21 protein-coding genes are annotated in these 20,977 nt (G+C 70.8%); 16 read left to right on the top strand and 5 right to left on the bottom strand.

Translation table 11 applies throughout. The features are described from left to right. The first annotated feature begins 222 nt into the window (after window positions 1-222). Window positions 223-1,512, top strand: a complete 1,290-nt coding sequence (locus CLV67_RS45015) for a hypothetical protein (RefSeq protein WP_146169551.1) — start codon at window positions 223-225, stop codon at window positions 1,510-1,512. A gap of 88 nt (window positions 1,513-1,600) precedes the next feature. Here the strand turns inward: CLV67_RS45015 and CLV67_RS45010 are convergent, their stop codons facing one another. After that, the gene (locus CLV67_RS45010; RefSeq protein WP_106330057.1) at window positions 1,601-2,392 is read right to left on the bottom strand and encodes an MBL fold metallo-hydrolase; all 792 of its coding nucleotides are present in this window, start codon (window positions 2,390-2,392) and stop codon (window positions 1,601-1,603) included. A 468-nt stretch (window positions 2,393-2,860) separates the two neighbouring features. On the opposite strand from CLV67_RS45010, the gene CLV67_RS45005 reads away from it, so the two are divergent. The 12 genes from CLV67_RS45005 (at window position 2,861) to CLV67_RS44950 (ending at window position 14,706) form a co-directional block, all read left to right on the top strand. Next, entirely contained in the window at window positions 2,861-4,324 is a 1,464-nt protein-coding gene (locus tag CLV67_RS45005; RefSeq protein ID WP_106330055.1) for an APC family permease, read from the top strand. A gap of 22 nt (window positions 4,325-4,346) precedes the next feature. Beyond that, window positions 4,347-5,348 carry a hypothetical protein gene (locus CLV67_RS45000; protein WP_146169550.1) on the top strand — a complete coding sequence of 334 codons (1,002 nt, stop codon included), beginning with the start codon at window positions 4,347-4,349 and terminating at the stop codon, window positions 5,346-5,348. Window positions 5,349-5,352: 4 nt separating this feature from the next. After that, window positions 5,353-6,627, top strand: coding sequence for a histidine decarboxylase (locus CLV67_RS44995; protein ID WP_106330051.1), 1,275 nt, complete (start codon window positions 5,353-5,355; stop codon window positions 6,625-6,627). A gap of 39 nt (window positions 6,628-6,666) precedes the next feature. Further along, window positions 6,667-7,191, top strand: a complete 525-nt coding sequence (locus CLV67_RS44990; RefSeq protein ID WP_170154244.1) for a P-loop nucleotide/nucleoside kinase family protein — start codon at window positions 6,667-6,669, stop codon at window positions 7,189-7,191. A gap of 75 nt (window positions 7,192-7,266) precedes the next feature. Next, window positions 7,267-8,217: a GlxA family transcriptional regulator gene (locus CLV67_RS44985; protein ID WP_106330048.1), complete on the top strand. Its 951-nt coding sequence runs from the start codon at window positions 7,267-7,269 to the stop codon at window positions 8,215-8,217. Between the two features lie 4 nt (window positions 8,218-8,221). Further along, complete coding sequence (locus CLV67_RS44980; protein ID WP_106330046.1) at window positions 8,222-8,866, top strand: DJ-1/PfpI family protein; 645 nt, start codon at window positions 8,222-8,224, stop codon at window positions 8,864-8,866. Between the two features lie 10 nt (window positions 8,867-8,876). Further along, entirely contained in the window at window positions 8,877-9,506 is a 630-nt protein-coding gene (locus CLV67_RS44975; RefSeq protein ID WP_106330044.1) for a lysophospholipid acyltransferase family protein, read from the top strand. Between the two features lie 93 nt (window positions 9,507-9,599). Further along, window positions 9,600-11,138 carry an ABC transporter substrate-binding protein gene (locus tag CLV67_RS44970; RefSeq protein ID WP_106330042.1) on the top strand — a complete coding sequence of 513 codons (1,539 nt, stop codon included), beginning with the start codon at window positions 9,600-9,602 and terminating at the stop codon, window positions 11,136-11,138. Beyond that, window positions 11,135-12,100 carry an ABC transporter permease gene (locus CLV67_RS44965; protein ID WP_239166356.1) on the top strand — a complete coding sequence of 322 codons (966 nt, stop codon included), beginning with the start codon at window positions 11,135-11,137 and terminating at the stop codon, window positions 12,098-12,100. The genes CLV67_RS44970 and CLV67_RS44965 overlap by 4 nt, the downstream gene beginning before the upstream one ends. Continuing rightward, complete coding sequence (locus CLV67_RS44960) at window positions 12,093-12,917, top strand: ABC transporter permease (RefSeq protein WP_106330040.1); 825 nt, start codon at window positions 12,093-12,095, stop codon at window positions 12,915-12,917. Before CLV67_RS44965 ends, CLV67_RS44960 begins: the two co-directional genes overlap by 8 nt. Next, the gene (locus CLV67_RS44955) at window positions 12,914-14,044 is read left to right on the top strand and encodes an ABC transporter ATP-binding protein (RefSeq protein WP_249037988.1); all 1,131 of its coding nucleotides are present in this window, start codon (window positions 12,914-12,916) and stop codon (window positions 14,042-14,044) included. The genes CLV67_RS44960 and CLV67_RS44955 overlap by 4 nt, the downstream gene beginning before the upstream one ends. Next, window positions 14,041-14,706, top strand: coding sequence for an ABC transporter ATP-binding protein (locus tag CLV67_RS44950; RefSeq protein WP_106330036.1), 666 nt, complete (start codon window positions 14,041-14,043; stop codon window positions 14,704-14,706). The genes CLV67_RS44955 and CLV67_RS44950 overlap by 4 nt, the downstream gene beginning before the upstream one ends. On the opposite strand, the gene CLV67_RS44945 is transcribed toward CLV67_RS44950, so the two are convergent. After that, entirely contained in the window at window positions 14,690-15,388 is a 699-nt protein-coding gene (locus CLV67_RS44945; protein ID WP_146169549.1) for a hypothetical protein, read from the bottom strand. The two genes, CLV67_RS44950 and CLV67_RS44945, sit on opposite strands and share 17 nt — an antisense overlap. A 134-nt stretch (window positions 15,389-15,522) precedes the next feature. On the opposite strand from CLV67_RS44945, the gene CLV67_RS44940 reads away from it, so the two are divergent. Then, window positions 15,523-16,656, top strand: coding sequence for an NAD(P)/FAD-dependent oxidoreductase (locus CLV67_RS44940; protein ID WP_203737136.1), 1,134 nt, complete (start codon window positions 15,523-15,525; stop codon window positions 16,654-16,656). 191 nt (window positions 16,657-16,847) lie between these two features. Here the strand turns inward: CLV67_RS44940 and CLV67_RS44935 are convergent, their stop codons facing one another. Next, entirely contained in the window at window positions 16,848-17,216 is a 369-nt protein-coding gene (locus CLV67_RS44935) for a nuclear transport factor 2 family protein (protein WP_106330030.1), read from the bottom strand. Window positions 17,217-17,340: 124 nt separating this feature from the next. Here CLV67_RS44935 and CLV67_RS44930 point away from each other — a divergent pair, with 124 nt between their 5' ends. Then, the gene (locus tag CLV67_RS44930) at window positions 17,341-17,562 is read left to right on the top strand and encodes a hypothetical protein (protein WP_106330028.1); all 222 of its coding nucleotides are present in this window, start codon (window positions 17,341-17,343) and stop codon (window positions 17,560-17,562) included. A gap of 1,062 nt (window positions 17,563-18,624) precedes the next feature. Further along, window positions 18,625-18,864, top strand: a complete 240-nt coding sequence (locus CLV67_RS44920) for a DUF4190 domain-containing protein (RefSeq protein ID WP_106330025.1) — start codon at window positions 18,625-18,627, stop codon at window positions 18,862-18,864. 6 nt (window positions 18,865-18,870) lie between these two features. Here CLV67_RS44920 and CLV67_RS44915 read toward each other — a convergent pair whose 3' ends face one another. Together CLV67_RS44915 and CLV67_RS44910 are read right to left on the bottom strand one after the other, a co-directional pair. Further along, window positions 18,871-20,313, bottom strand: coding sequence for a serine/threonine-protein kinase (locus CLV67_RS44915; RefSeq protein WP_146169548.1), 1,443 nt, complete (start codon window positions 20,311-20,313; stop codon window positions 18,871-18,873). Window positions 20,314-20,322: 9 nt separating this feature from the next. Next, window positions 20,323-20,946 (bottom strand): TetR/AcrR family transcriptional regulator, encoded by a 624-nt coding sequence (locus tag CLV67_RS44910; protein WP_170154243.1) that lies wholly within the window; start codon window positions 20,944-20,946, stop codon window positions 20,323-20,325. Window positions 20,947-20,977: the final 31 nt, after the last annotated feature.

Here is a 20,977-nt window from a genome sequence, read left to right as displayed (position 1 = left end):
CGGGAGTCGGGTGAAGCTTCCGGTCGAAATGTCCTACGGGAAGCGTTGAGGTGCGGAAACACGCTCTGCTGGACCGCTGTGAAGTCGGGCTTTCGGTCAGAGTGTGCGACCGGACGACCCCGCGCGGGGGAATTGGCGCGCGAGTTGTTGATTGATGCTCGTACACTGCCAAACCGCGGCACGGGGGAGTGTCGTCCGCCTCTCGAATGGAGAATTCTGCGCATGAAGCGCTTTGTGGCCGCAGCGGTGGCCGGCGTCACCGCCCTGACCCTCACGGTCGGGTGTGCCAACCAGCTCCAGCAGCTCGAGCCCAAGCTGGAGCTCAAGAAGGCCGCGGAGAACCTCGGCGCGGCGAGCAGCACCGGCTTCACCATCCGGCCGGGCGGCAGCGTCGACGACCTGATCGCGCTCGCCAAGAAGGAGTCCGGGTCGGAGGGCTTCACCGACGAGGACGCGGACATCCTGCGCAAGCTCTACAACTCGTCCTTCACCGTCGCCTGGGACAAGGGCGGTGAGGGCGTCGCCGACGACAAGGCGCTGCTCAACGCCACCATCGACGGCGTCACCGGCGCCGAGATCCGCGTGATCGACAAGATCGCGTATGTGAAGGTCCCGGTCCGGGCGCTCGCCGCCAAGTTCGGCGCCCCGGCCGACGAGGTCGACCAGATCGCCAAGGAGGCGGGTGCCGAGATCCCCGGCATCGACAAGCTCATCGAGGGTGGCTGGATCTCGATCGACAGCGCCGAGATCGAGGAGTTCACCAAGAAGGCGGGCGTCAGCGCGAGCCCGGCCAGCCAGCAGGACAGCGACAAGATCGCCGCCGAGCTGAAGACCAGCGCGCAGAACCTGCTCGACGGCGCGGACGTGGTCCGCGACGAGAAGGACAAGAAGCACCTCGTGGTGACCACCTCGACGACCAAGGCACACGCCGAGGCCAAGCGTTTCGTCGAGGCGCTCGAGAAGATCGCGACGAAGGAGCAGTCCTCGATCCTGGAAGAGGCGATCGGCAGCGAGCTCGACAAGGCGCCCGCCGACAAGCCGATCGTGCTGGACCTCTGGATCGACAACGGCAAGTTCGAGGCCTTCGAGATCAACCTGCTGCAGTTCGTCGAGGGCAACACCGGCCGCGCCTCGGTCCGGGTGGACATCGCGAGCAGCGCCGACATCGTCGCCCCGACCGGCGCCACCAAGATCGACCTGGCCCCGATCTTCCAGGCGCTGGGCGCGGGCCTCGCCGGCACCGGCGCCGGCCCGGACACCGGCCTGGGCGGTGGTGAGGCCAAGACCTGGGCGGAGCTCGTCGGCCGGCAGGCCATCGTCTCGGCGCTCGGCAAGGGCGGCAAGCCGTCGAAGTACCTCAAGCAGGCCGCCGAGGACATGGCGTTCTCCGGCGTCGAGGTCAAGGTCGTCCGCACCGGCGTGGCCGAGGTGACCTCCGGCAGCAGCGTCGCCTGTGTGACCGTCCCGGCCACCACCAGCGGTGACCCGAAGGTCGTCGACGGTCCCTGCTGACGTTTCGCAGATCCGGCCCGGTGCCCGGTCCGCCCTCGAAAGGGGCGAGCCGGGCACCCGGCGTTTCGGGCCGGACGGCGTACCCCCGCTACATCGAAGGCTCGGCGGCGGCGCGGCGCAGCAGTTCCGGGTCGTGGGCGTTGACGATCGTCAGCTCCGGCCCGGCCTCCGCCCAGAGTTCGGCCAGCCGGGCGTGATTGGCCTGCACCAGGGCCCGGTCGTGGGCGATCATCCGCTCCGACCGGACCAGCATCCGCGGCGCCGGGGTGCGTCCGTCGAGCTGCCCGCGGTGATAGAACGCGTCCCCGGCATGCAGGATCCACCGCTGCCCGGCATCGACCGCGACGGCCGCGTGGCCGCGCGTGTGGCCCGGCAGGCCGATCAGCACCACGCCGGGGCGGATCTCGGTGCCCGCGGCGAAACCGCGCCACACGTCGCCGGATGCGGGAGAGTGTTCGACCAGGTGGGGGCCGTGCTCGCGCTGGGCGGGCAGGTACCGGTAGCGCTCGGTCCGGGTGCGCGGGCGCTGGGCGGCGTCGGACTCGGCGGCCGTCAGATGCACCCGGGCCTGTGGGAAGTCGGCCAGGCCGCCGGTGTGGTCGGCGTCGAAATGGGTGAGCACGATGTCGCGTACCTCGGCCGGATCGTGACCGAGACGTTCCACCTGCCGCACCGCGCTCTCGTCCGGGTCCAGGACCGGGCGGATCAGGAACCGCGCCGCGCCGACCCGCCGGGCCGGCTCGGCGGCGTCGCGCAGGCCGAAACCGGAGTCGACCAGCAGCAGCCCGTCGGGCGTCTCCACGAGCAGGACGTGGCAGACGAGGCCGCCGGGCGTCAGCGCGGGACGCATGGTCCCGCAGTTGAGGTGATGGACCCGCATGCCGCCTCCGTTTAATTCATCGAAACATGAGTTCCGGCACGGAAATCTTATGCGGTGCGATCGAATGGCGATGTCACCGTCTGTGCACACCGCTGATTTTCAGCGTTGAAGATCGTTTTCCGTCGCTTTGGCGGGCACTGTCGATGGATTCCAGCTCGCGTAGGCATTGCCGGTTCCGAATACTCATGAGTAACGGTGATCGGCCGCGTCGAGCGCCACGTGAGCGCGGAACCGGTCCCGAGCGTGGTGACCGAATGTGAGTTTTCGGTCTTGTGGCACAGCGCTCGCATTGAATGTGACTGATAGCCATACCCACCGTTCAACGCGTAAGGTGCATGCGGCGAGTTGATCTAGTGATCTGCTGGCCCCTGAGGGGAGGGGCCCGGAAAGGACCGATTAACCTACTGCATCCGTCCACATAGGACTTCTCTCCTACCGACTCCTCCCCCCTCAAGGAGATAGATAATCATGGCTACAGTAGCCGCGGCCATGGCCCGTCGAACAGTGACTGCGGGCGCTGCCTGGGCTCTGGGCGCCACCACGTCCGCCCCGATGGTCGTACTCGTCGGCGGTATCGTCGCGACCTACGCCGGGTCTGAGGTCACCGCGCTGCCTCTGCTCTTCGCCCTGGTCGGCGGCGTGGTCACGCTGCTGCTCGTCGGGTACGCCGCCATGGTGCGGGCGGTTCCGCACTCCGCGCCCTACTACGCGATCACCGCCCGAGGGCTCGGCCCGACCGCCGGCGTCGGTGCCGGTTTCGTCGCGCTCCTCGCGTACAACGCCCTGCAGATCAGCCTCTACGGCCTGTTCGGCGCGATCATGTCCGGGATAACCGGCATCGGCGCGTGGTGGGTCTTCTCCGCTGTCGCGATCGGCGTGGTCACGGTCCTGGGCACCCGGCGCATCGTGCTGTCCACGCAGATCGTCATGGGCGTGCTGATCCTGTCCCTGCTGGTCGTCGGCCTCTTCGTGGTCGTCGGCTTCCTCGACCCGGCCGACGGCATCCCGGCCGCCGCCTTCGACCCGGCCGGACTGAGCGTTCCCGGCCTCGGCCTGGCGGTCGCGCTGACCCTGGCCGCCTATACCGGGCCCGAGGGCATGGCCGCGTTCATCGAGGAGGAGGACAGCGCGGCCGGCAAGCGCGGACAGCAGATCAGCCGCGGCATGATGATCTGTGCGCTCAGCCTCATCGGCGTCTACACCGCCGCGGCGTGGGCCATGCAGTCGGCCACCGGATCCGGCGAGGTCGCCGCGGCCGCCGCCGCCGACTCGAACCTGCCGATCACCATCCTGTCCGACCAGGTGCACCCGGCATTCGGCATCCTCGGCGTGGTCATCCTGGTTCTGGCGATCCTGACCTCGCTGATCAGCTTCCACAACATCATCAACCGGTACGCCTTCGCGATGAGCCGCGAGCAGGTCCTGCACCAGTACCTCTACCGCACCGGCGCGGGCACCGCGGCCGACGCCCCGGTCGGCGCGAGCCGGGCCCAGAACGCTCTCGCCGCCGTGGTCGTGCTCGTGTGGGCCGTCTCCGGTGCAGACCCGCAGACCACCCTGTTCGGCTGGGCCAGCACCGTCGGCGCGATGGGGCTGCTCGCCCTGCTCATCGTGTCCGCGGCCGCCGCGCTGCGCTACTTCGCCCGCAACGCCGACTCCGGTGAGAGCGGCTGGAACACCACGGTCGCGCCGCTGTTCGGCCTGGCCTTCGGTCTGGCCATCCTCGTCACCATGCTCCTTCAGCTCGACGCCCTCGTGGGCGCCAAACCGGGTTCGCTCGCTCCGTACGCCCTGCCCGCCCTGCTCGTCGTCGCCGCCCTCGCCGGGATCTGGCGGGCCGCCGTCCTGCGCCGGTCCAAGCCACAGGTCTACGAGGGCATCAGCCACGGCGTGCCGAGCGTGTACGCGGTCCCGGACCGGATCGACCTCTGAGCCTGCGAAGGAATCCTCCAACATGTCGTACAACGTTCCCGGCCGACATGCTCAGCCCTCCTGGGAGGACGGCGCGCAGCCTTCTCCCTGGGGGCCTGCAGTGAACCCGCAGCAGTACCCCCCGCAGGACCCCTACCCGCCGCAGCAGCAGTCCTATCCGCCGCAGCAGCCACAGGAGTACCAGCAGCCCTATCCGCAGCAGTACCCGCCGCAGCAGCCGGCGTGGCATCAGCACGCCACGCCGCAGCAGCCGCCACCGGCGCCGCAGTGGCACCAGAACCAGTCCGGGCCCAGTCCGGAGGACCGGCGCTGGGCGTACCTGCGGCACAGTGCCGGGACGAGCCTGCGCGGGATAAACGCCATCCACGTCACCCGGGCGCTGGAGCGGCTGCACTCGCGCGACCAGCCCCTGGCCCCGCACGGGGTGACGCTGTTCTTCATCACCGAGGCCCCGTCGCAGCACCTGGGCTACCAGGTCCTCAGTGCCTCCCGGTGGGGGTACGCCGGACCCGAGTACGACAACCTGCTGGCGTTCCTGACCGGTCTGAACGCCACCGCGGAGACCTTCATCACGCAGCACGAGAAGGTCGAGCGGATCTGGGACCCGCGGGACCCGGACTACCTGATGGTCAATGTCGGTGACATACAGCGTCCCCCGACACCGACGCGTTACGTCGGGATCGGCATGGAAACCCTCAACACCGACACCCGCCAGTGGTACGACGTGGTCCCCGTCCTGCTCAGCTCGGGCATCAGCAGCCTGCAGGCCATGAGTTACGTCCCGGGGGAGGGCGCCGTCCGGCTCGTCGACGGCTCTGAGATACGGATGGTCCGCGACGACAACCGCCGTGGCCGGGGCAATGATTTAATCTGCAACAATCCGCTCGACGCGACCCAGGTCTACTCCACCACGCAGAATGTGCCGGACAAGCTCGGGGTCCAGTTGCGACAGGCGTGGCCGGCGTTCCTCGAACTGGAGAAGACCTTGAGAGACCACCTCAACCCAGCCGGCCAGGTCTGGTGAATGAGTGGACGCCTCTGGAATAAGCCCCGAGGATTGGGCGGAGGCGATCCGGCTGGACCGGGCGCCGGGGCTGACCGACGTCGACGCCGTCATGTCGACGCTGGTCAGCCGCGCGGCCCGGGCCCAGCGCCGGACCATCGGGTTCCCGGCGGCGACCGACATCGACTGGTCGCGCACACAGCGGCTGTTCACGCGGCTGTTCAACAACGTCGGGGATCCCAGCACGGCACCCTCCGGGGAGGCGCACACCAACTCGCTGGAGGTGGAGGTCGTCCGGTGGTTCGCCGACGTCGTCGGGCTGCCGCAGAACGACCGGTGGGGGTACGTGACCTCAGGCGGCACCGAGAGCAACATCGCCGCGCTGCGGGTGGCCAGGGACCGGTACCCGGACGCGGTGCTCTACCTGACACACGCGAGCCACTACTCGATCCGTAAGACCGCCAACCTGCTCGGACTGCACCCCAAGGACGTCGTCGTGGTCCGCGACAGCTGGTACGGCGAGATGGACTACGGCCACTTCGAGAAACTGGTCGCCCGTTACAAGGGCCGGCCGGCGATCGTGGTCGCCACGGCCGGCACCACCCTCTGGGAAGCGGTCGACCAGACCGACCGGATCGAGACCATCCTCGACGCGTACGGGGTGATGCGCCGCCACGTGCACGTCGACGCCGCCCTGTCCGGCATCCCGCTGGCACTCGACGGGACGCTCGGGCTCGGGGCGGGCAGCCCGATCGACAGCATCGCCATCTCCGGCCACAAGTTCCTGGGCACCCCCATCCCGTGCGGTGTAGTGGTGATGCGCGACAGCGTCCGGGTGTCCAGGGGCGAGCACATCACCTACACCGCCACCGTCGACAGCACGGTCCTCGGTTCCCGCTGCGGGCAGGCCGCGGCCGTGCTGTGGGCGGCCATCGCGATGTACGGGCGCAACGGGCACCAGGCCCGCGCGCTGCGGGCCCGGCGGGTCGCCGCCTACGCCGTCGAACGGATCGGCTCCACCGGCTGGCCCGTCTTCCGGCACCCGGACGCGTTCACCGTGGTGCTGCAGACCCCGCCGCTGTCGCTGGCCGCCGAGTTCGGCTGGGTCCTGTCGGTGGACGGCGACTACTGCCACATCATCTGCATGCCCGGGGTGAGCCATGAGGTCGTCGACGAGTTCGTGGCAGACCTGAGCCGGGTCGTCGCCCGCTGGGCGGTGATGGCCGAGTGCCGGACCCGCCCGCAGAACAGCGGCTGGCGTGCCGTCGGAGCGGGGGAGGACCGGGTCCTGTCCGGTTGATCGGTGCGCCGGGTGCCCCCGGGTGACAGCATTCAGTCTGTGGCGCACCGGCTGATTCTGATCAACGGGCTTCCCGGGTCCGGGAAGAGCACCCTTGCGGGACGGCTGGCCCCGGCGCTGCGCGTACCCCTGATCGGCAAGGACGCCCTGAAGGAGGCGATGGCCGGCGCTGTGCCCGGTGTGCCGCCGAGCGCGGTGGGCCGGGTCGCCGCGCAGGTGATGTGGGAGCTGGCGGCCGCCACACCGGGCGTCGTCATCCTGGAGAGCTGGTGGTTCCGTCCCCGCGACCTCGGCTACGTGACCGAGGGCGTGGCCCGCTCGGGTGCCCGCAGCACGGTCGAGATCTGGTGCTCGGTGCCGGTCGAGGTGGCGCTGGACCGCTATCGCCGCCGCGGCCGGCACGCCGTCCACGAGGACGACCGGCGCCTGGCCGAGGACTGGCCGCGCTGGGCGGCCGAGGCAGAGCCGCTCGGCATCGGTCCGACACTGATCGTCGAGACCGACCGGCCGGTGATCGCCACCCGCCTGATCGAGGCGATCAGCGAGGCCATCGGCGGCGTCTGAGCGCACCCCGGCGATGGCCGGAAAGGTGGGACTCCCGACGTTGCCGCCATCGGCCGTCACCGCGACGCTGGAGGGGTGACCGTTCTGATCCTGCTCTTCGACGGTGTGCAGAGCCTGGACGTCACCGGGCCGCTCGAGGTCTTCACGGGCGCCGGCTACCGGGTCGTCACCGCGAGCCCCGGCGGCGCGCCGGTGCGCACCTCCAGCGGGCTCACCATCGTGCCCGATTCCGATCTGTGCGCGGCACCGCTGCCCGCGACCGTGGTCGTGCCCGGCGGCGAGGGCACCCGGGCCACGGACCCGGACGTGGTCGCCTGGCTGCGCCGCCACGGCGGATCCGTCCCACGGGTCATGTCGGTCTGCTCCGGCGCGTTCCTGCTCGCCGAGGCGGGACTGCTGAGCGGGCGGCGGGTCACCACCCACTGGTCGGTCTGCGGCGCTCTGGCCCGCCGGTTCCCAGACGTCGACGTCGATCCGGAGCCGATCTTCGTACGGGACGGCCCGATCGCCACCTCGGCCGGCGTCACCGCCGGCATCGACCTGGCCCTGGCCCTGGTCGAGGAGGACCACGGCCGCGACACCGCGCTGCTGATCGCCCGGCACCTGGTGATGTTCCTGCGGCGTCCGGCCAACCAGACACAGTTCAGCGCCCAGCTCTCCGCCCAGGTCGCGGCCCGTCCCGGTCTGCGCGAGGTGCAGCGGTGGATCGCCGACAACCCGGCCGCCGACCTGTCGGTGCCGGAGCTGGCCCGCCGCGCGAACCTGTCACCGCGCCAGTTCGCCCGCACGTTCACCGCCGAGGTCGGGCAGAGCCCCGGCCGCTACGTGGACGCGACCCGCCTGGAGACCGCCAGGCGGCTGCTCGAGGACCGTGCCGCCGGGGCAGGGGCCGCCGGGGTGGAGCAGATCGCCCGGGCCACCGGTTACGGCACTGCCGAGGCGATGCGCCGCGCCTTCGTGCGGGTGCTGGGTGTCACACCCTCGGAATACCAGCGGCGCTTGAGTCCCGTACCCAAGGAGGTTTGAGGAAATGCAGGTCGTGATCCTTCTCTTCGAGCGTTTCACCGCACTGGACGCCGTCGGACCGTACGACGTGCTCAGCCGGATCCCGGGCACCGAGGTGGTGTTCGCCGCCGAGCGGGCCGGGCCGGTCGGCAACGAGGTGGGTGGACTCGCCTTGACCGCGACGGCTACGTTGGCGGACGTGCCGCATCCGGATGTGATCGTGGTTCCCGGGGGACCGGGGCAGACCGATCACATGACCGACGGCCCGGTGCACCGGTGGCTGCGTGCCGCCGACGGGGCCAGCACCTGGACCACCTCGGTCTGCACCGGCTCCCTCATCCTCGCCGCCGCCGGGCTGCTCACCGGCCGCAGGGCCACGTCGCACTGGCTCGCCATGGATCAACTGGCCCCGCTCGGCGCCGTGCCCACCGGGGAACGCGTGGTCACCGACGGTAAGTATGTGACGGCCGCCGGGGTGTCCGCCGGGATCGACATGGCCCTCGAACTGACCTCCCGGATCGCGGACGCGACCGTCGCCCAGGCCGTGCAGTTGGGTATCGAGTACGACCCCCGGCCACCTTTTGCGGCCGGTTCGCCGCATGCCGCGCCTCCGGAGGTGGTAGCGGTGGTGCAGGCCTACCGAAATTTCATCCTTACCGGGGTTCACTGAGAGGGCGCACGTGTACGAACTGGTCAAGAAGGTCGTCCGGCTGCGGGTCGAGGGTGCCGAGCACGTGCCGCCGAGCGGGCCGCTACTGCTCGCCTCCAACCACCTCTCCATCACCGATTCGACGTTCCTGCCGATGGCGGTGGCACGGAAGGTGACGTTCATGGCGAAAGCCGAGTACTTCACCGGGCGTGGTCCGGCGGGCCGGTTCGTGTCGTGGTTCATGTCCCGCGACGGTCAGGTCGCGGTGGACCGGGACGACAAACGGGCCGCGGTCGCGTCGCTGGACACCTGTCTCGAGGTGCTGCAGCGGGGGGACGCGTTCGCGATCTACCCGGAGGGCACCCGATCGCCGGACGGGCGGCTGTACCGCGGCCGGACCGGGGTGGCATGGCTGGCGCTGAAGTCGGGGGCACCCGTGGTGCCGGTGGCGATGTTCGGCACCGACCGTGTGCTGCCGCCCGGCAGCGTGATCCCGCGGCCGGCCCGGGTGCGGGTGGTGTTCGGCAAGCCGGTGCAGCTAGCCGCGATCGCCACGGACCCGGAGAACGCCCGGGAGCGGCGGGCCGCCACCGAGGCGATCATGGCGGCGATCGGCGGGCTCTCCGGGCAGGAGTACGTGCCGAAGTACGCCCGCGCCTGAGATCCTTTCATCAGTTGCCAACTGTTTGCAATAGTGCCGTCGACATGATCACGCACTATTGCAAGTAGTTGGCAACTACTCAAATATGACGGCATGCTTCGTCTCATGGGGACGGCCGCCGCCGTCCTGCTGGCCCTGACCGCCTGCTCGAATCCGGACGCCACCGGCTCCACATCGGCCGGCAACACCTTCGTGGTCGCCACCTCCGGCGAGCCCGACACCCTCAACCCGGTGCTCGGGTACGGCACGGACGGCGCCGCACTGATCTTCGACGGGCTGGTCGCCCGGGACGCGAGCAACACCCTCATCCCCGCCCTCGCCGCCGAGTTGCCGGCCGTCTCCGGCGACGGCCGTACGATCACCGCGAAGCTGCGCAGCGGCGTGACCTTCCACGACGGCACCCCGCTCACCGCCGGCGACGTCGTGTTCACGTACACGTCCGTACTCGACCCGAAGGTCGACTCGACGCTGCGTTCCGACCTGGACATGCTCGCCGGCGTCACCGCGCCCGACCCGTCGACCGTGGTGTTCGCGCTGAAGTACGCCTACGCGCCGTTCCTGCAGCGGCTCACCCTCGGCATCGTCCCGGCCGGGGCGCTGGAGGGGCAGGACGTCAACAAGGCCGGCTTCAACCAGAAACCGGTCGGCACCGGGCCGTACCGGGTCACCTCGTGGACGCCCGGCGACCGGCTCGTGCTCGCCGCCAACGACACGTACTGGGGCGGCAAACCGGCCAACAGTGGTGTGATCGTCGCGTTCGTCGCCGACGACAACGTCCGCGCCCAGCGGGCCCGCGCCGGCGAGTTCGACGCCGTCGAGCTGGCCCCGAAGCTGGCCACCGCGTTCAGCGGGTTCACCGTCCACAGGGTTCCGACCGCCGACTACCGCGGCGTCATGCTCCCGATGGGCGACCCGGTCACCGGTGACGTCGCCATCCGCAAGGCCCTCGACGCGGCCGTCGACCGGCAGGCGATGGTCACCGGTGTGCTGGCCGGGGCCGGCGATCCGGCGTACGGTCCGGTCCCGCCCACCTCCGCGTTCTACACCGCGACCGAGCCGGCCCCCGTGAACCTCGACGAGGCGGGCTGGGTCGCGGGTGGCGACGGCATCCGGGCGAAGAACGGGCAGCGCGCCGAGTTCTCGCTGATGTACCCGGCCACCGACAGCCTCCGCAAGGAACTGGCGCTGGCCGTGACCGCCGACGCCAGGAAGGCCGGCATCGAGGTCAAGCCGGAAGGGCTGACCTGGGACGCCATCGAGCCGCGCATGGGAGACGACGCCCTGATCATGGGCTGGGGCACACCGTACGACCCGGATTTCGTCTCCTACAAGCTCTTCGGCGGTCAGTTCGCCGGGCAGGGGTTCTTCAACCCCGGCTCGTACCGGTCCGAGATCGTCGACAAGGCGCTGCAGGACGGCCGGGACAACGCGGACACGGAGCGGCGCAAGGCCGCGTACGCCACGTTCCAGCAGCAACTGGCCGCCGACGCTCCCTGGGTGTTCCTCACCTACCTGCAGCACACCTACGTGGTCCGCGACGACGTCGCCGGAGTCACGCCGCGGGTCGAGGCACACGAGCACGACGTCGCCAACAGCCTCTGGTGGAACATCCACACCTGGACCCGCAAGTGATCAGGGTGATCCTGCGGCGGCTCGCGTTCGCCCTGCCCGTGCTGATGGCCACCAGCATCGGCATGTTCCTGCTCGGCGCGGCGTCCCCGATGGACCCGGCCAGGCAGTACGCGGGCGCCGCCGCGTTCACCATGAGCGAGGAGAACCTGCACCAGATCCGCGACAACTGGGGTGTCGACGATCCGCTGCACGAGCAGTACCTGCGATGGGCGGGCAACCTGCTCCAGGGCGACCTGGGCTGGTCCACCTCGCGGCACCAGGCGGTCGGGGAGGTGATCGCCGGCCGGGCCGGCTGGACCCTGCTGCTGATCGGGCTCACCCTGGTCGTGGTCCTGATCGGCAGCCTGGTGGCCGGCACGATCGCCGCCTACCGGCGGGGCGGGCTGCTCGACCGCGGGGTGCGGGCCGCGGCGTACGCCGTCCAGTCGATGCCGTCGTTCTGGCTCGCGCTCGCCGCCATCGCCGTGTTCTCGCTCGGTCTGGGCTGGTTCCCGGCCGGTGGCCTGACCGACGTGCGGGCCACGTCGGTCACGTTCGCGGACGTCGCCCATCACCTGGTCCTGCCGGTGACCGTGCTGGCGATCTCGCAGGCACCCTGGTTCCTGCTGTTCGTCCGCGACTCGGTGGCCGAGAGCCTGCGCGAGGACCACGTGCTCGCCGCCCGGGCCCGCGGGCTCGCCGGACGGACCGTTCTGTTCGGGCACGCACTGCGGACCGCACTGCTGCCGTTCCTCACCCTGGTCGGCACCCACCTGCCCGAGCTCGTCGGCGGATCGGTGCTGGTCGAGACGGTGTTCTCGCTGCCCGGACTCGGCGCGGTCAGCGTGCACGCGGCACTGGGCAGCGACTTCCCGCTGCTCGCCGCGATCACCCTGATCACCACGGCGGTGGTGCTGACTGCCAACCTGTTCACCGACCTGGCCTACACGGCCGCCGACCCCCGGGTGCGCATCGATGGCTGACGTCCTGATCCGGCGCCCCGCCGCGCCCCTGCTCCTGCTGGCGATCGGCGCCGCGCTGCTCGTCCCGCTGTTCTTCCCGCTCGATCAGAGCGCGGTCGCCCTCGGCCGGGTCGCCCTGCCGCCGTCGTTCACGCATCCCGGCGGCACCGACGACCTGGGCCGGGACGTGCTGCACCGCAGCATCTACGGACTGCGGGTGTCGCTGCTGGTCGGTGTCGTCGCCGCGCTGGCGGCCACCGTCATCGGCGGCCTCGTCGGCGGGCTCGCCGGGATGCTCGGCGGCTGGGTCGACCGGGTGCTGATGCGGATCGTCGACACCATCGCGGCGCTGCCGCACCTGCTGCTCGGCATCTTCATCGTCGCCATGCTGCGGCCGAGTCTCGGCGCCGTGGTCCTGTCGATCGGGCTGACCCACTGGCTGTCGACCGCGCGGATCGTCCGGTCCGAGCTGCTGTCGCTGCGCACCCGCACGTTCATCGACGCGGCCGTGGCCGGGGGAGCGAGCCGAACCCGCGTCCTGACCAGGCATCTGCTGCCGCACGTGGTTCCGAAGATCGCCCTGGCCACCACGCTGATGATCCCGCACGCGGTCTGGCACGAGACGTCGCTGAGCTTCCTCGGCCTCGGCCTGCCGCCGCACATGGCGTCCCTCGGGAACATGATCAATGACGGTCAGCGGTCGCTGCTGACCGGTTCCTGGTGGGCGAGCCTCGTGCCGGGCCTGGTCATCGTCGTCGTCACCCTCGCCATCGCGGCGCTGGCCGCCCGATGGCGCGACCGTCTCGATCCCCGAGTCCGAGCGGAGCTGAACCTTTGACCGACCTCCTGGAGATCACCGGACTCACCGTCCGCTTCCGGTTGCGCGATGCGGTGGTCCAGGCCGTCACCAACCTCGATCTGACGGTACGCCGGGGCGAGCTCCTGGCCGTCGTCGGCGAATCCGGGTGCGGCAAGTCGGTGCTGGCGCACGCCCTGCTGGGCCTGCTGCCGGCCAACGCCGGGGTCACGGGCCGGGCGTTGATCACATTGCCGCCCGCGGCCGGGGTCGCCCGAACCTCGACGGACAGAACGTTCGTTCTGCCGGGAGGTGGGGAGCGCCCGGGGGACAGAACGGTCGTTCTGCCGGGAGGTGGGGAGCGCCCGGGGGACAGAACGGTCGTTCTGCCGGGAGGTGGGGAGCGCCCGGGGGACAGAACGTTCGTTCTACCGGGAGGTGGGGAGCGCCCGGGGGACAGAACGGTCGATCTACTGGGGTGCGGGGAGACGACGCTGGCCCGGCAGATCCGGGGACGGCGGATCGGCCTCATACCGCAGAGCCCCGCCACAGCGCTGACCGTCGTGCGCAAAGGCCGCCGGCTGCTGGCCGAGACGCTCAAGCAGCACGGCCGCGACCCCCGGCTCGCCGATCAGGTGGCGGCCGAGGCCGGGCTCGACCCGGCGGACCTGGAGCGCTACCCGTTCGAGCTGTCCGGCGGTATGGCCCAGCGGCTGTGCACGGCGCTCGCCCTGGCCAGCGACCCGGAGCTGCTGATCGCCGACGAGCCGACCAGTGGGCTCGACCGGCCGCTCGTCGACCACACCCTCGACCTGCTGCGCCGCCGATGCGACGAGGGCGCCGCCGTCCTGCTGATCACCCATGACCTCGCGGCGGCGGAGCGGGTCGCCGACACCGTGGCCGTCATGTACGCCAGCCGCATCGTCGAGCACCGGCCCGCTGCTGATCTGTTCCGGGCGCCTGCCCACCCGTACAGCCAAGGGTTGTTGAATGCCCTGCCGGACCGTGACTTCCGGGCCATCCCGGGCCATCCGCCGATGTTGACCGCGTTGCCGCCGGGCTGCGCGTTCGCCGCCCGTTGCACGCGGGTGACCGACGCATGCAAGGTCCAGCCGGCCGGACCGGTCGCCTGCCATCACCCGCTGACCACCGCGGAGGTCCCCGCATGAGCCTCGTCGCCGACGGCGTCAGCGCCGGATATCGTGGCCGCCGCGTCCTCACGGACGCCTCCCTGACGGTCGAGGCGGGCGAGACGGTCGGCCTCCGCGGTCCCTCCGGCAGTGGCAAATCCACTCTGGTACGGGTCCTCGCGCTCCTGCACGCCCCCGAGACCGGGCACGTGATCCTGGACGGCGAGCGGATCACCGGCACACGGCACCGGGTGCCGGCGTCCGTGCGTACCAGAATCGGGGTGTTGTTCCAGAGCCCGCGCGCCTCGGCCGACCCACGCCTGACCCTCGAGCAGCTGATCGCCGAGCCGCTGCTCGCCGTCCGCCACCCGCGCGACCTGATCGCCGGACGCGTCGCCGAACTCGCCGACCGGGCCGGGCTCACCGCCGACCTGCTGGCCCGCCGCCCGCACGCGGTCAGCGACGGCCAGCTGCAACGCGCCTGCCTGGCCCGCGCGCTGGTGCACCGGCCCCGCCACCTGCTCTGCGACGAGGCCACCACCATGCTCGACGCCTCCACGCAGGCCCTGGTCGCCTCGGTGATCATCGGCGAGCAGCGGGCCACCGGCATGGGCGTTCTGGTCGTCTCGCACGATCCGGCGCTGCTGGAGCGCTGGGCCGACCGGGTCGAGGACCTGACAACCGTCACACGATCTCACTGAACGGTTTGCCCTCACGCAGCTCGCTGATCAGGGTGTGCACGGCGGACGGACCGCCGTGCTCGCTCACCCAGCGGCTCACCACGCAGCCGGCCAGCAGATACTTGCGGTCGTCGCCCGGCGGTCCCGCCGTGTCCCAGTCGGCGCCGGTGATCCGCGCCGCCTCGGCGTGCGGCACCAGGCACCGATCGGATTCGGTCGCCGGCTTGAGGTAGCGGACATCCTCGGAGATCAGCACCGCGAGCCCCTCGTCGAACCAGTCGGGCACCGTGTCGTACGCCGAACCGAGCCGCTTGTGCAGCTCCAGGTGAGCGAGCTCGTGCGTCGCGATCGTCTCGTTCGCCCCGTCGGGTGACAGCATCAACGCCCACCGCCCGAACGCCCGGCCCTTCTCGCCGCCCCCGCCGATCCCCGAGTAGCAGTCCTTCGTCGCGCAGATCAGCACCCGCGCGTCGCTCGTCCGCTCGCCGTAGAAGCCGCCGATCCGCCGGTCCGCCGCCGCGACGATCTCCCGGAACCGGTCGTCGTCCTGCTCGGCGTAGATGCCGCCGCCCAGGTCGGAGAGGCCGTAGCATTGCGGGCAGGCGATCGCCGCGATCGAGGGTGCGGCCAGGGCCGTCGCCCCGATTGCGAGGCCGAGCAGCCCGGCGGCCACTCCCGCGATGATCCATCGGCGTCCACGCATACCCGGCCTTTCTCTGCACCCGTCCGGAAGGCCCATCGACATGCCGGACCCGAGCCTCCACTATGGCCCAGAGATCGGCTCGGCCGCGTTCCGTAAGGCTACCTGGGGAGAATATGACTAATTTCGATGTAATCGTGGTGGGGGCACGCTGCGCAGGGTCCCCGCTGGCGACGCTGCTGGCCAGGCGCGGCTACCGGACCCTGCTGGTCGACCGGGACACGTTCCCCAGCGACACGGTCTCGACCCACGTCCTGCACCCGCCGGGCGTGTCGGCGCTGCAGCGGTGGGGCCTGCTCGACGCGGTCGTGGCCACCGGCGCCCCGCCGGTCGGGCGGTACTCCACCGACTTCGGTCCGGTCACGATCAGCGGCGCTCCCGGCACACCCGAGTCGCCGTACGCCTACGCGCCCCGCCGCATCCTGCTCGACAAGATCCTGCTCGACGCCGCGGCCGCCGCCGGCGTCGAGATCCGCGAGGGCTACACCGTCGAGGAGATCCTCTTCGACGACGACGGCCGGGTCACCGGTATCCGCGGCCAGGACGGCACGGTCGAGTACGCCACCATCGTGGTCGGCGCCGACGGCCGCAACTCGGTGGTCGCCAAGGCTGTGAACGCCCCCGCGTACGAGGAGCACCCGCCCCTCACCGTCGGCTACTACTCCTACTGGAGCAACCTGCCGACCGACACGTTCGAGGCGTACAGCCGTCCCGGGCGCGGCTGGGCCGTCTGCCCCACCAACGACGACCTGACGCTGGTGATCGGCGGCTGGGCCCACAGTGAACTCGCCGAGCACCGCAACGACATCGAAGGCACCCTGTTCAAGACGTTCGAGTCGGCGCCCGGCTTCGCGGCCCGGATCGCCGAGGCCAAGCGGGAGAGCAAGTTCGTCGGCGCGTCGGTGCACAACTACTTCCGGGTGCCGCACGGCCCCGGATGGGCGCTCGTCGGCGACGCCGGTTACAACCGTGACTACATCACCGCGCAGGGCATCACCGACGCGTTCCTCGACGCCGAGTTGCTGGCCGACGCGATCACCGGCGACGACCTGCCCGGATACCAGGCCCGCCGGGACGCCCGGGCCATGCCGTTCTACCAGATGACGCTCGGCATCGCGTCGCTGCAGCCGCCGGACGAGCAGATGATCCAGCTGGTCATGGGCATCGCCGGCAAGCAGGAGGCGATGGACGCCTTCACCCGCCTCAACTCCGGCGTCACGTCACCGGCCGAGTTCTTCGCTCCCGAGAACCTCGGCCGGCTGCTGTCCTGACCCTCTCGGCGGTGCCCGGTCGTCTCGTTGCGGCCGGGTGTTGTCGTATCCGGTTTCCTTCGGTGCCCGGTCGTCTCGTGGCGGCCGGGTGCTGTCGCATCCGGTTCCTTCGGTGCCCGGTCGTCTCGTGGCGGCCGGGTGCTGTCGTATCCGGTTTTCTTCGGTGCCCGGTCGCCTCTCGCGGCCGGGCTTCAGGCCAGGCTCATCTGGGCGGCCACGATTCTCCAGACCCCCTGGTCGTACGTCCACGTGCGCGCGTATCGCAGCCGCGCCGACATCGGCTGCCCGCCGAACGTGCCGCTCACCGCACAGAGCGCGAACGTGGCCCCGGTAGTTCCCACAGCGAGGATCTCCAGATCCTCCTCGACCAGCGAGTCGATCTTCGAGCTCCCCGACCGGTACGCGTCGAGGTCGTCGGACTTGCGAAAACGGGTGCCGTCCGGCCCGACCGCGACCAGCCGGTCGTCGAGCAGCCGGTCCAGCGCCGCCACGTCCCCGTCCCGCTGCGCCTGCTGCAGGCGGTGCTCGGCGTCGAGAAGTGCGGCCTCGGTAGCGGGCATCGTTGCCTCCGTACGGTCGTCTCAGCTGGTCCTTCGATCGCACCATACCGCCCGCGGGTGACCGAAAATGATCAAGTAGGCTGCGCGCCCGGAAGATCCATTGTCGACATTCGTGGGAGATATCGTGGCTGTCACCGCCGACCTGCAGAAGGTGCTGGACAAGGCGTACCAGGACAAGTCCCTGGAGGAGATCCTGGACGCGCCGGTGGAGGCGCTGGCCGGCGTGAGCGAGAGCGGCGGCAAGCTGATCCGTGACGCCCTCGGCGTCAAGACCATCGGCGAGCTGGGCCGTAACAAGTACTTCCGGGCCGCGCAGGCGCTGGCAGCCCTGGCCGACGCCCGCTAAAGAGGTCGGCTCGCGGGATCGGCCTCGCCGGGGCCCGCTCGGAAGGGCAGGCTCAGGGGCTCGACCTTGATCATCGCGGTCGCGTGCCGGGCGATGATCACGTCGTCAACCGGTCGCTCGGGCAGGCCCGCCCTCTCGGTTGCGTGGTGATTGGTGGTGCGTATGTGGGCGCAGGTCACCACGTGGTCGGTGGTGCTGGGTCGCGTGGTGATTGGTGGCGCGTATGTGGGCGTAGGTCACCACGCAGCCGGCGGGGACAGGGCGCGTGGTGATTGGTGGCACGTATACGGGCGTAGGTCACCACGCAGCGGATGTGACGACGAACGAGAGTGCGGAAGTCGCGGGACTGCGAGCGGCCAAGATCGTGATGGCGTGGCCGGGCGACTTCACGACGTGGGCTCGGGTGCTGGCGGCCGGGTGCGATTCTGATGGCTTCCAAACCGCAGGTCATGACCGGAACCGCCGATAAGGGCCGCCATGCATTGCCATATCTGCGGTTTCGCCGTACCGGTCTCGGCGGCCACCTGCACCGGCTGCGGCAGCCCGATCGGCGTACGCCCACAGCCGGCCCCCACCTACGAGATGGCCGGCGCCGGACCCTCCCCGCAGCCGCACGCCGCCCACTCGGCGCCCGCGGTGCCGCACGGCGGATATGCACCACCGCCGGTGCCGCATGGCGCGTATCCGCCGGTCGAGGCGCCGACTGCCGCTTATCCGGCACCCACGGATCCACCTGGCGCGTATCCGCCACCCGCGGCCGCGCACGAAGCGTATCCGTCGCCTGCGGTTCCGGTTGCTGCTTACGCGGCGCCTGTGGCTCCGGCTGGGGCGTATCCGCCACCCGCGGCCGCGCACGAAGCGTATCCGTCGCCTGCGGTTCCGGTCGGTGCGTACCCGCCGCCTGTGGCTCCGGCTGGCGCGTATCCGCCGGCCACGGGTTCTGTCGGCGCCTACTCGGGACCCGCGGTTCCTGCTGGAGCGTACCCGCAGCCTGGTGTTTATCCGCCGGGTGCTGCTTCGCATGCCGGGTCCGCGCCGCGGGAGAGTCATGGTCCGGGCAGCGTGCTGCACTGGGTGGTGCCGGTCGGGCGTTCCTGGCAGTCGGTGGTCGCCGGCTACCTCGCCCTGTTCTCGATCGTCGTGTGGGTCCTCGGCCCGCTGGCCCTCGGGCTGGGTGTCTGGGCACTGGCCCGCGCCCGCCGGGAGAAGGCACGCGGCACCGGGCGGGCAGTGTTCGCCGTCGTCGTCGGGCTGTTGTCGACGTTCGCGATGGGGGTTCTGGTGCTGAGTGCCCTGTCGTAGGAGCGGTCAGGACCGGCGGAAGTAGCCCCCGGTGGACTCGCCGCCGGGGGCGCTGGCAATGCAGTGCAGGGTGGTGTCGGCGCCGACCGGGATCGGCCAGGCGTCGCGCCGCCAGCGGCGGGTCTTCGCCGGCTCGACGCTGCGAGAGGTCATCGCCTGTTCCGAGCAGGACTCGGCCAGGTCGTCCCGTTCGATCAGCGGGGCGTCGCTGTCGATCGTGACGCCGCCGGCGGGCAGGGGCACGGCCCGGAACGTCTCCCAGTAGTGCGGTTCCTCGCAGTCGACGCGGCGCGGTGGCAGGGGGACGCCGCTGTTGGCGGTCATCCCGCCCCAGCACATCGGCTCGACCGGGCAGTACGCGTCACCGCAGGTGGTGAAAAGCTCGGGCTCCCACTGCTGCCCGGGCTTGCCGGGCTGGCCGCCGGACTGCGCGGCCGCGGCCCCCGGCATCTGCAGGAGCGCGTCGGGCTCGTCGTCGCCGAGTACTCCCCAGGCGATCGCGCCGCCGCCGATCACCAGCAGCGCGGTCAGCGCGGCCAGCAGCACCGGCAGGCGCTTCGAGCCTGGCTTCGGCGAGAGCGAGAACGAGAGCGATGGCGGTGTCTGTGCCGGCGCCGCGATCGAGGCCGAGGGCGGGCCGGACAGCACCTGACGCACGGCTGCGGCGAACGCGGCTGCGGACGGCCAGCGGTCCCGTGGGTCGATCGCCAGTGCGCGTTCGACGGCCGCCTGGACCGGGACCGGCAGCGTCACCTTGATCGTGCGCGGGCCCTCCTGCAGACGCTGGAGGGCTACCGCGTATGGGCTGTCGCCGACGAACGGCTTGTCGCCGGCCAGGCACTCGTAGGCGACGAGGCCGAGTGAGTAGACGTCGCTCTGCGGGCCCGCGGGCTCACCGCGTACCTGCTCGGGGGAGAGGTACGTAGGCGTACCGAGAATGGCTCCGGAAACCGTGAGGCGGCTTGCGGCCTCGTGCCGGGCGATGCCGAAGTCGGTGATGACCACCGTGCCGTTGCGGCGGACCAGCAGGTTCGCCGGTTTGATGTCGCGGTGCACCAGGCCCTGGTCGTGGACGGCCTGCAGCCCGATTGCGGCCTGCTCGATGAGCCGCATCGTCTCGTCGGGGGCGATCCGCCCGTCCCGGCTCAGCCGCTGCGCCAGCGACTCGCCGTCGACGAACTCCATCACGAGGTAGAGGACGCCCTGGTCCCGGCCGAAGTCGTGGATCGACGCGACGGCCGGGTGGTTGATCCGGGCCATCGCCGTGGCCTCGGCCTCGAACCGCCTGGCGAAGTCCGGGTCGTCGGCGACCGAAGGCAGCATGACCTTGACCGCGACGGTGCGCCGCAGCACCTCGTCGACGGACAGCCACACCTCGCCCATCCCGCCTGCGCCGAGGCGCTGTTGCAGGAGGTAGCGGTTGCCTAGTCGTACGCCGGCCTGAAGCACCGCGACAGCTTAGAGGCCCGCCGGCTGATTCAGGTATCCGGTGAGTGCCCGTTTCAGCTCGTGGACCAGCGCACTCCGCTCCGGCTCGGGTGCCGCGACAATGCCGCCCATCAGCGCGGCGACGATCTGTACCGCTACGGCCGAACTGCGCCGCACGTCGTCGTCGGGCGACTCGGATGAGCGGGCCCGCAGCAGTGCCGCCACCCGGTCGGCGACGCCGGTGTGCAGCGGCTGGCCGCGCTCGCCGATGAGGACCTTGGCGCCGGGGTGGGTCACGTGGAAGGAGACCAGCGGGTCGACCACCCGGGAGACCAGGTCGGGCAGTGGCAGCTCGGTCACCGCGGTGTCGTCGAAGGCGGCGGCGTGCGCCTCCCGCAGCTCATCGAGCAGCCGCTGGGACAGGGCGTCGGCGATGGCCTCCTTGTTGGGGAAGTACTGGTAGAGGGAGCCGGGGGACATGCCGGCGCGGGCGGCGATCGCGTTGGTCGACGTCTTTTCGTAGCCCGTCTCGGCGAACTGGGCGAGCGCCGCGTCGAGGATCTCGCGGATCCGCTGCCGCCCGCGCGCCTGCCGTTTGACCACAGTGCACCGTCCCTTGACGAATGCGAGCGACCGCTCGTATTCTCGTTTCACGAGCGACCACTCGTATTTTCTCTCCGCTCGG

The sequence above is a fragment of the Actinoplanes italicus genome (assembly GCF_003001815.1).
GTDB lineage: Bacteria > Actinomycetota > Actinomycetes > Mycobacteriales > Micromonosporaceae > Actinoplanes > Actinoplanes italicus.
Note: the sequence above shows the minus strand (reverse complement) of the source record. Positions and strands in the feature narration are given on the sequence as shown.

Excerpts from the sequence above, each read along its gene's own strand:
- CLV67_RS45015 (WP_146169551.1), top strand. The coding sequence starts at position 223 with ATGAAGCGCTTTGTGGCCGCAGCGGTGGCCGGCGTCACCGCCCTGACC.
- CLV67_RS45010 (WP_106330057.1), bottom strand. The coding sequence starts at position 2,392 with ATGCGGGTCCATCACCTCAACTGCGGGACCATGCGTCCCGCGCTGACG.
- CLV67_RS45005 (WP_106330055.1), top strand. The coding sequence starts at position 2,861 with ATGGCTACAGTAGCCGCGGCCATGGCCCGTCGAACAGTGACTGCGGGC.
- CLV67_RS45000 (WP_146169550.1), top strand. The coding sequence starts at position 4,347 with ATGTCGTACAACGTTCCCGGCCGACATGCTCAGCCCTCCTGGGAGGAC.
- CLV67_RS44980 (WP_106330046.1), top strand. The coding sequence starts at position 8,222 with ATGCAGGTCGTGATCCTTCTCTTCGAGCGTTTCACCGCACTGGACGCC.
- CLV67_RS44970 (WP_106330042.1), top strand. The coding sequence starts at position 9,600 with ATGCTTCGTCTCATGGGGACGGCCGCCGCCGTCCTGCTGGCCCTGACC.
- CLV67_RS44960 (WP_106330040.1), top strand. The coding sequence starts at position 12,093 with ATGGCTGACGTCCTGATCCGGCGCCCCGCCGCGCCCCTGCTCCTGCTG.
- CLV67_RS44950 (WP_106330036.1), top strand. The coding sequence starts at position 14,041 with ATGAGCCTCGTCGCCGACGGCGTCAGCGCCGGATATCGTGGCCGCCGC.
- CLV67_RS44945 (WP_146169549.1), bottom strand. The coding sequence starts at position 15,388 with ATGCGTGGACGCCGATGGATCATCGCGGGAGTGGCCGCCGGGCTGCTC.
- CLV67_RS44935 (WP_106330030.1), bottom strand. The coding sequence starts at position 17,216 with ATGCCCGCTACCGAGGCCGCACTTCTCGACGCCGAGCACCGCCTGCAG.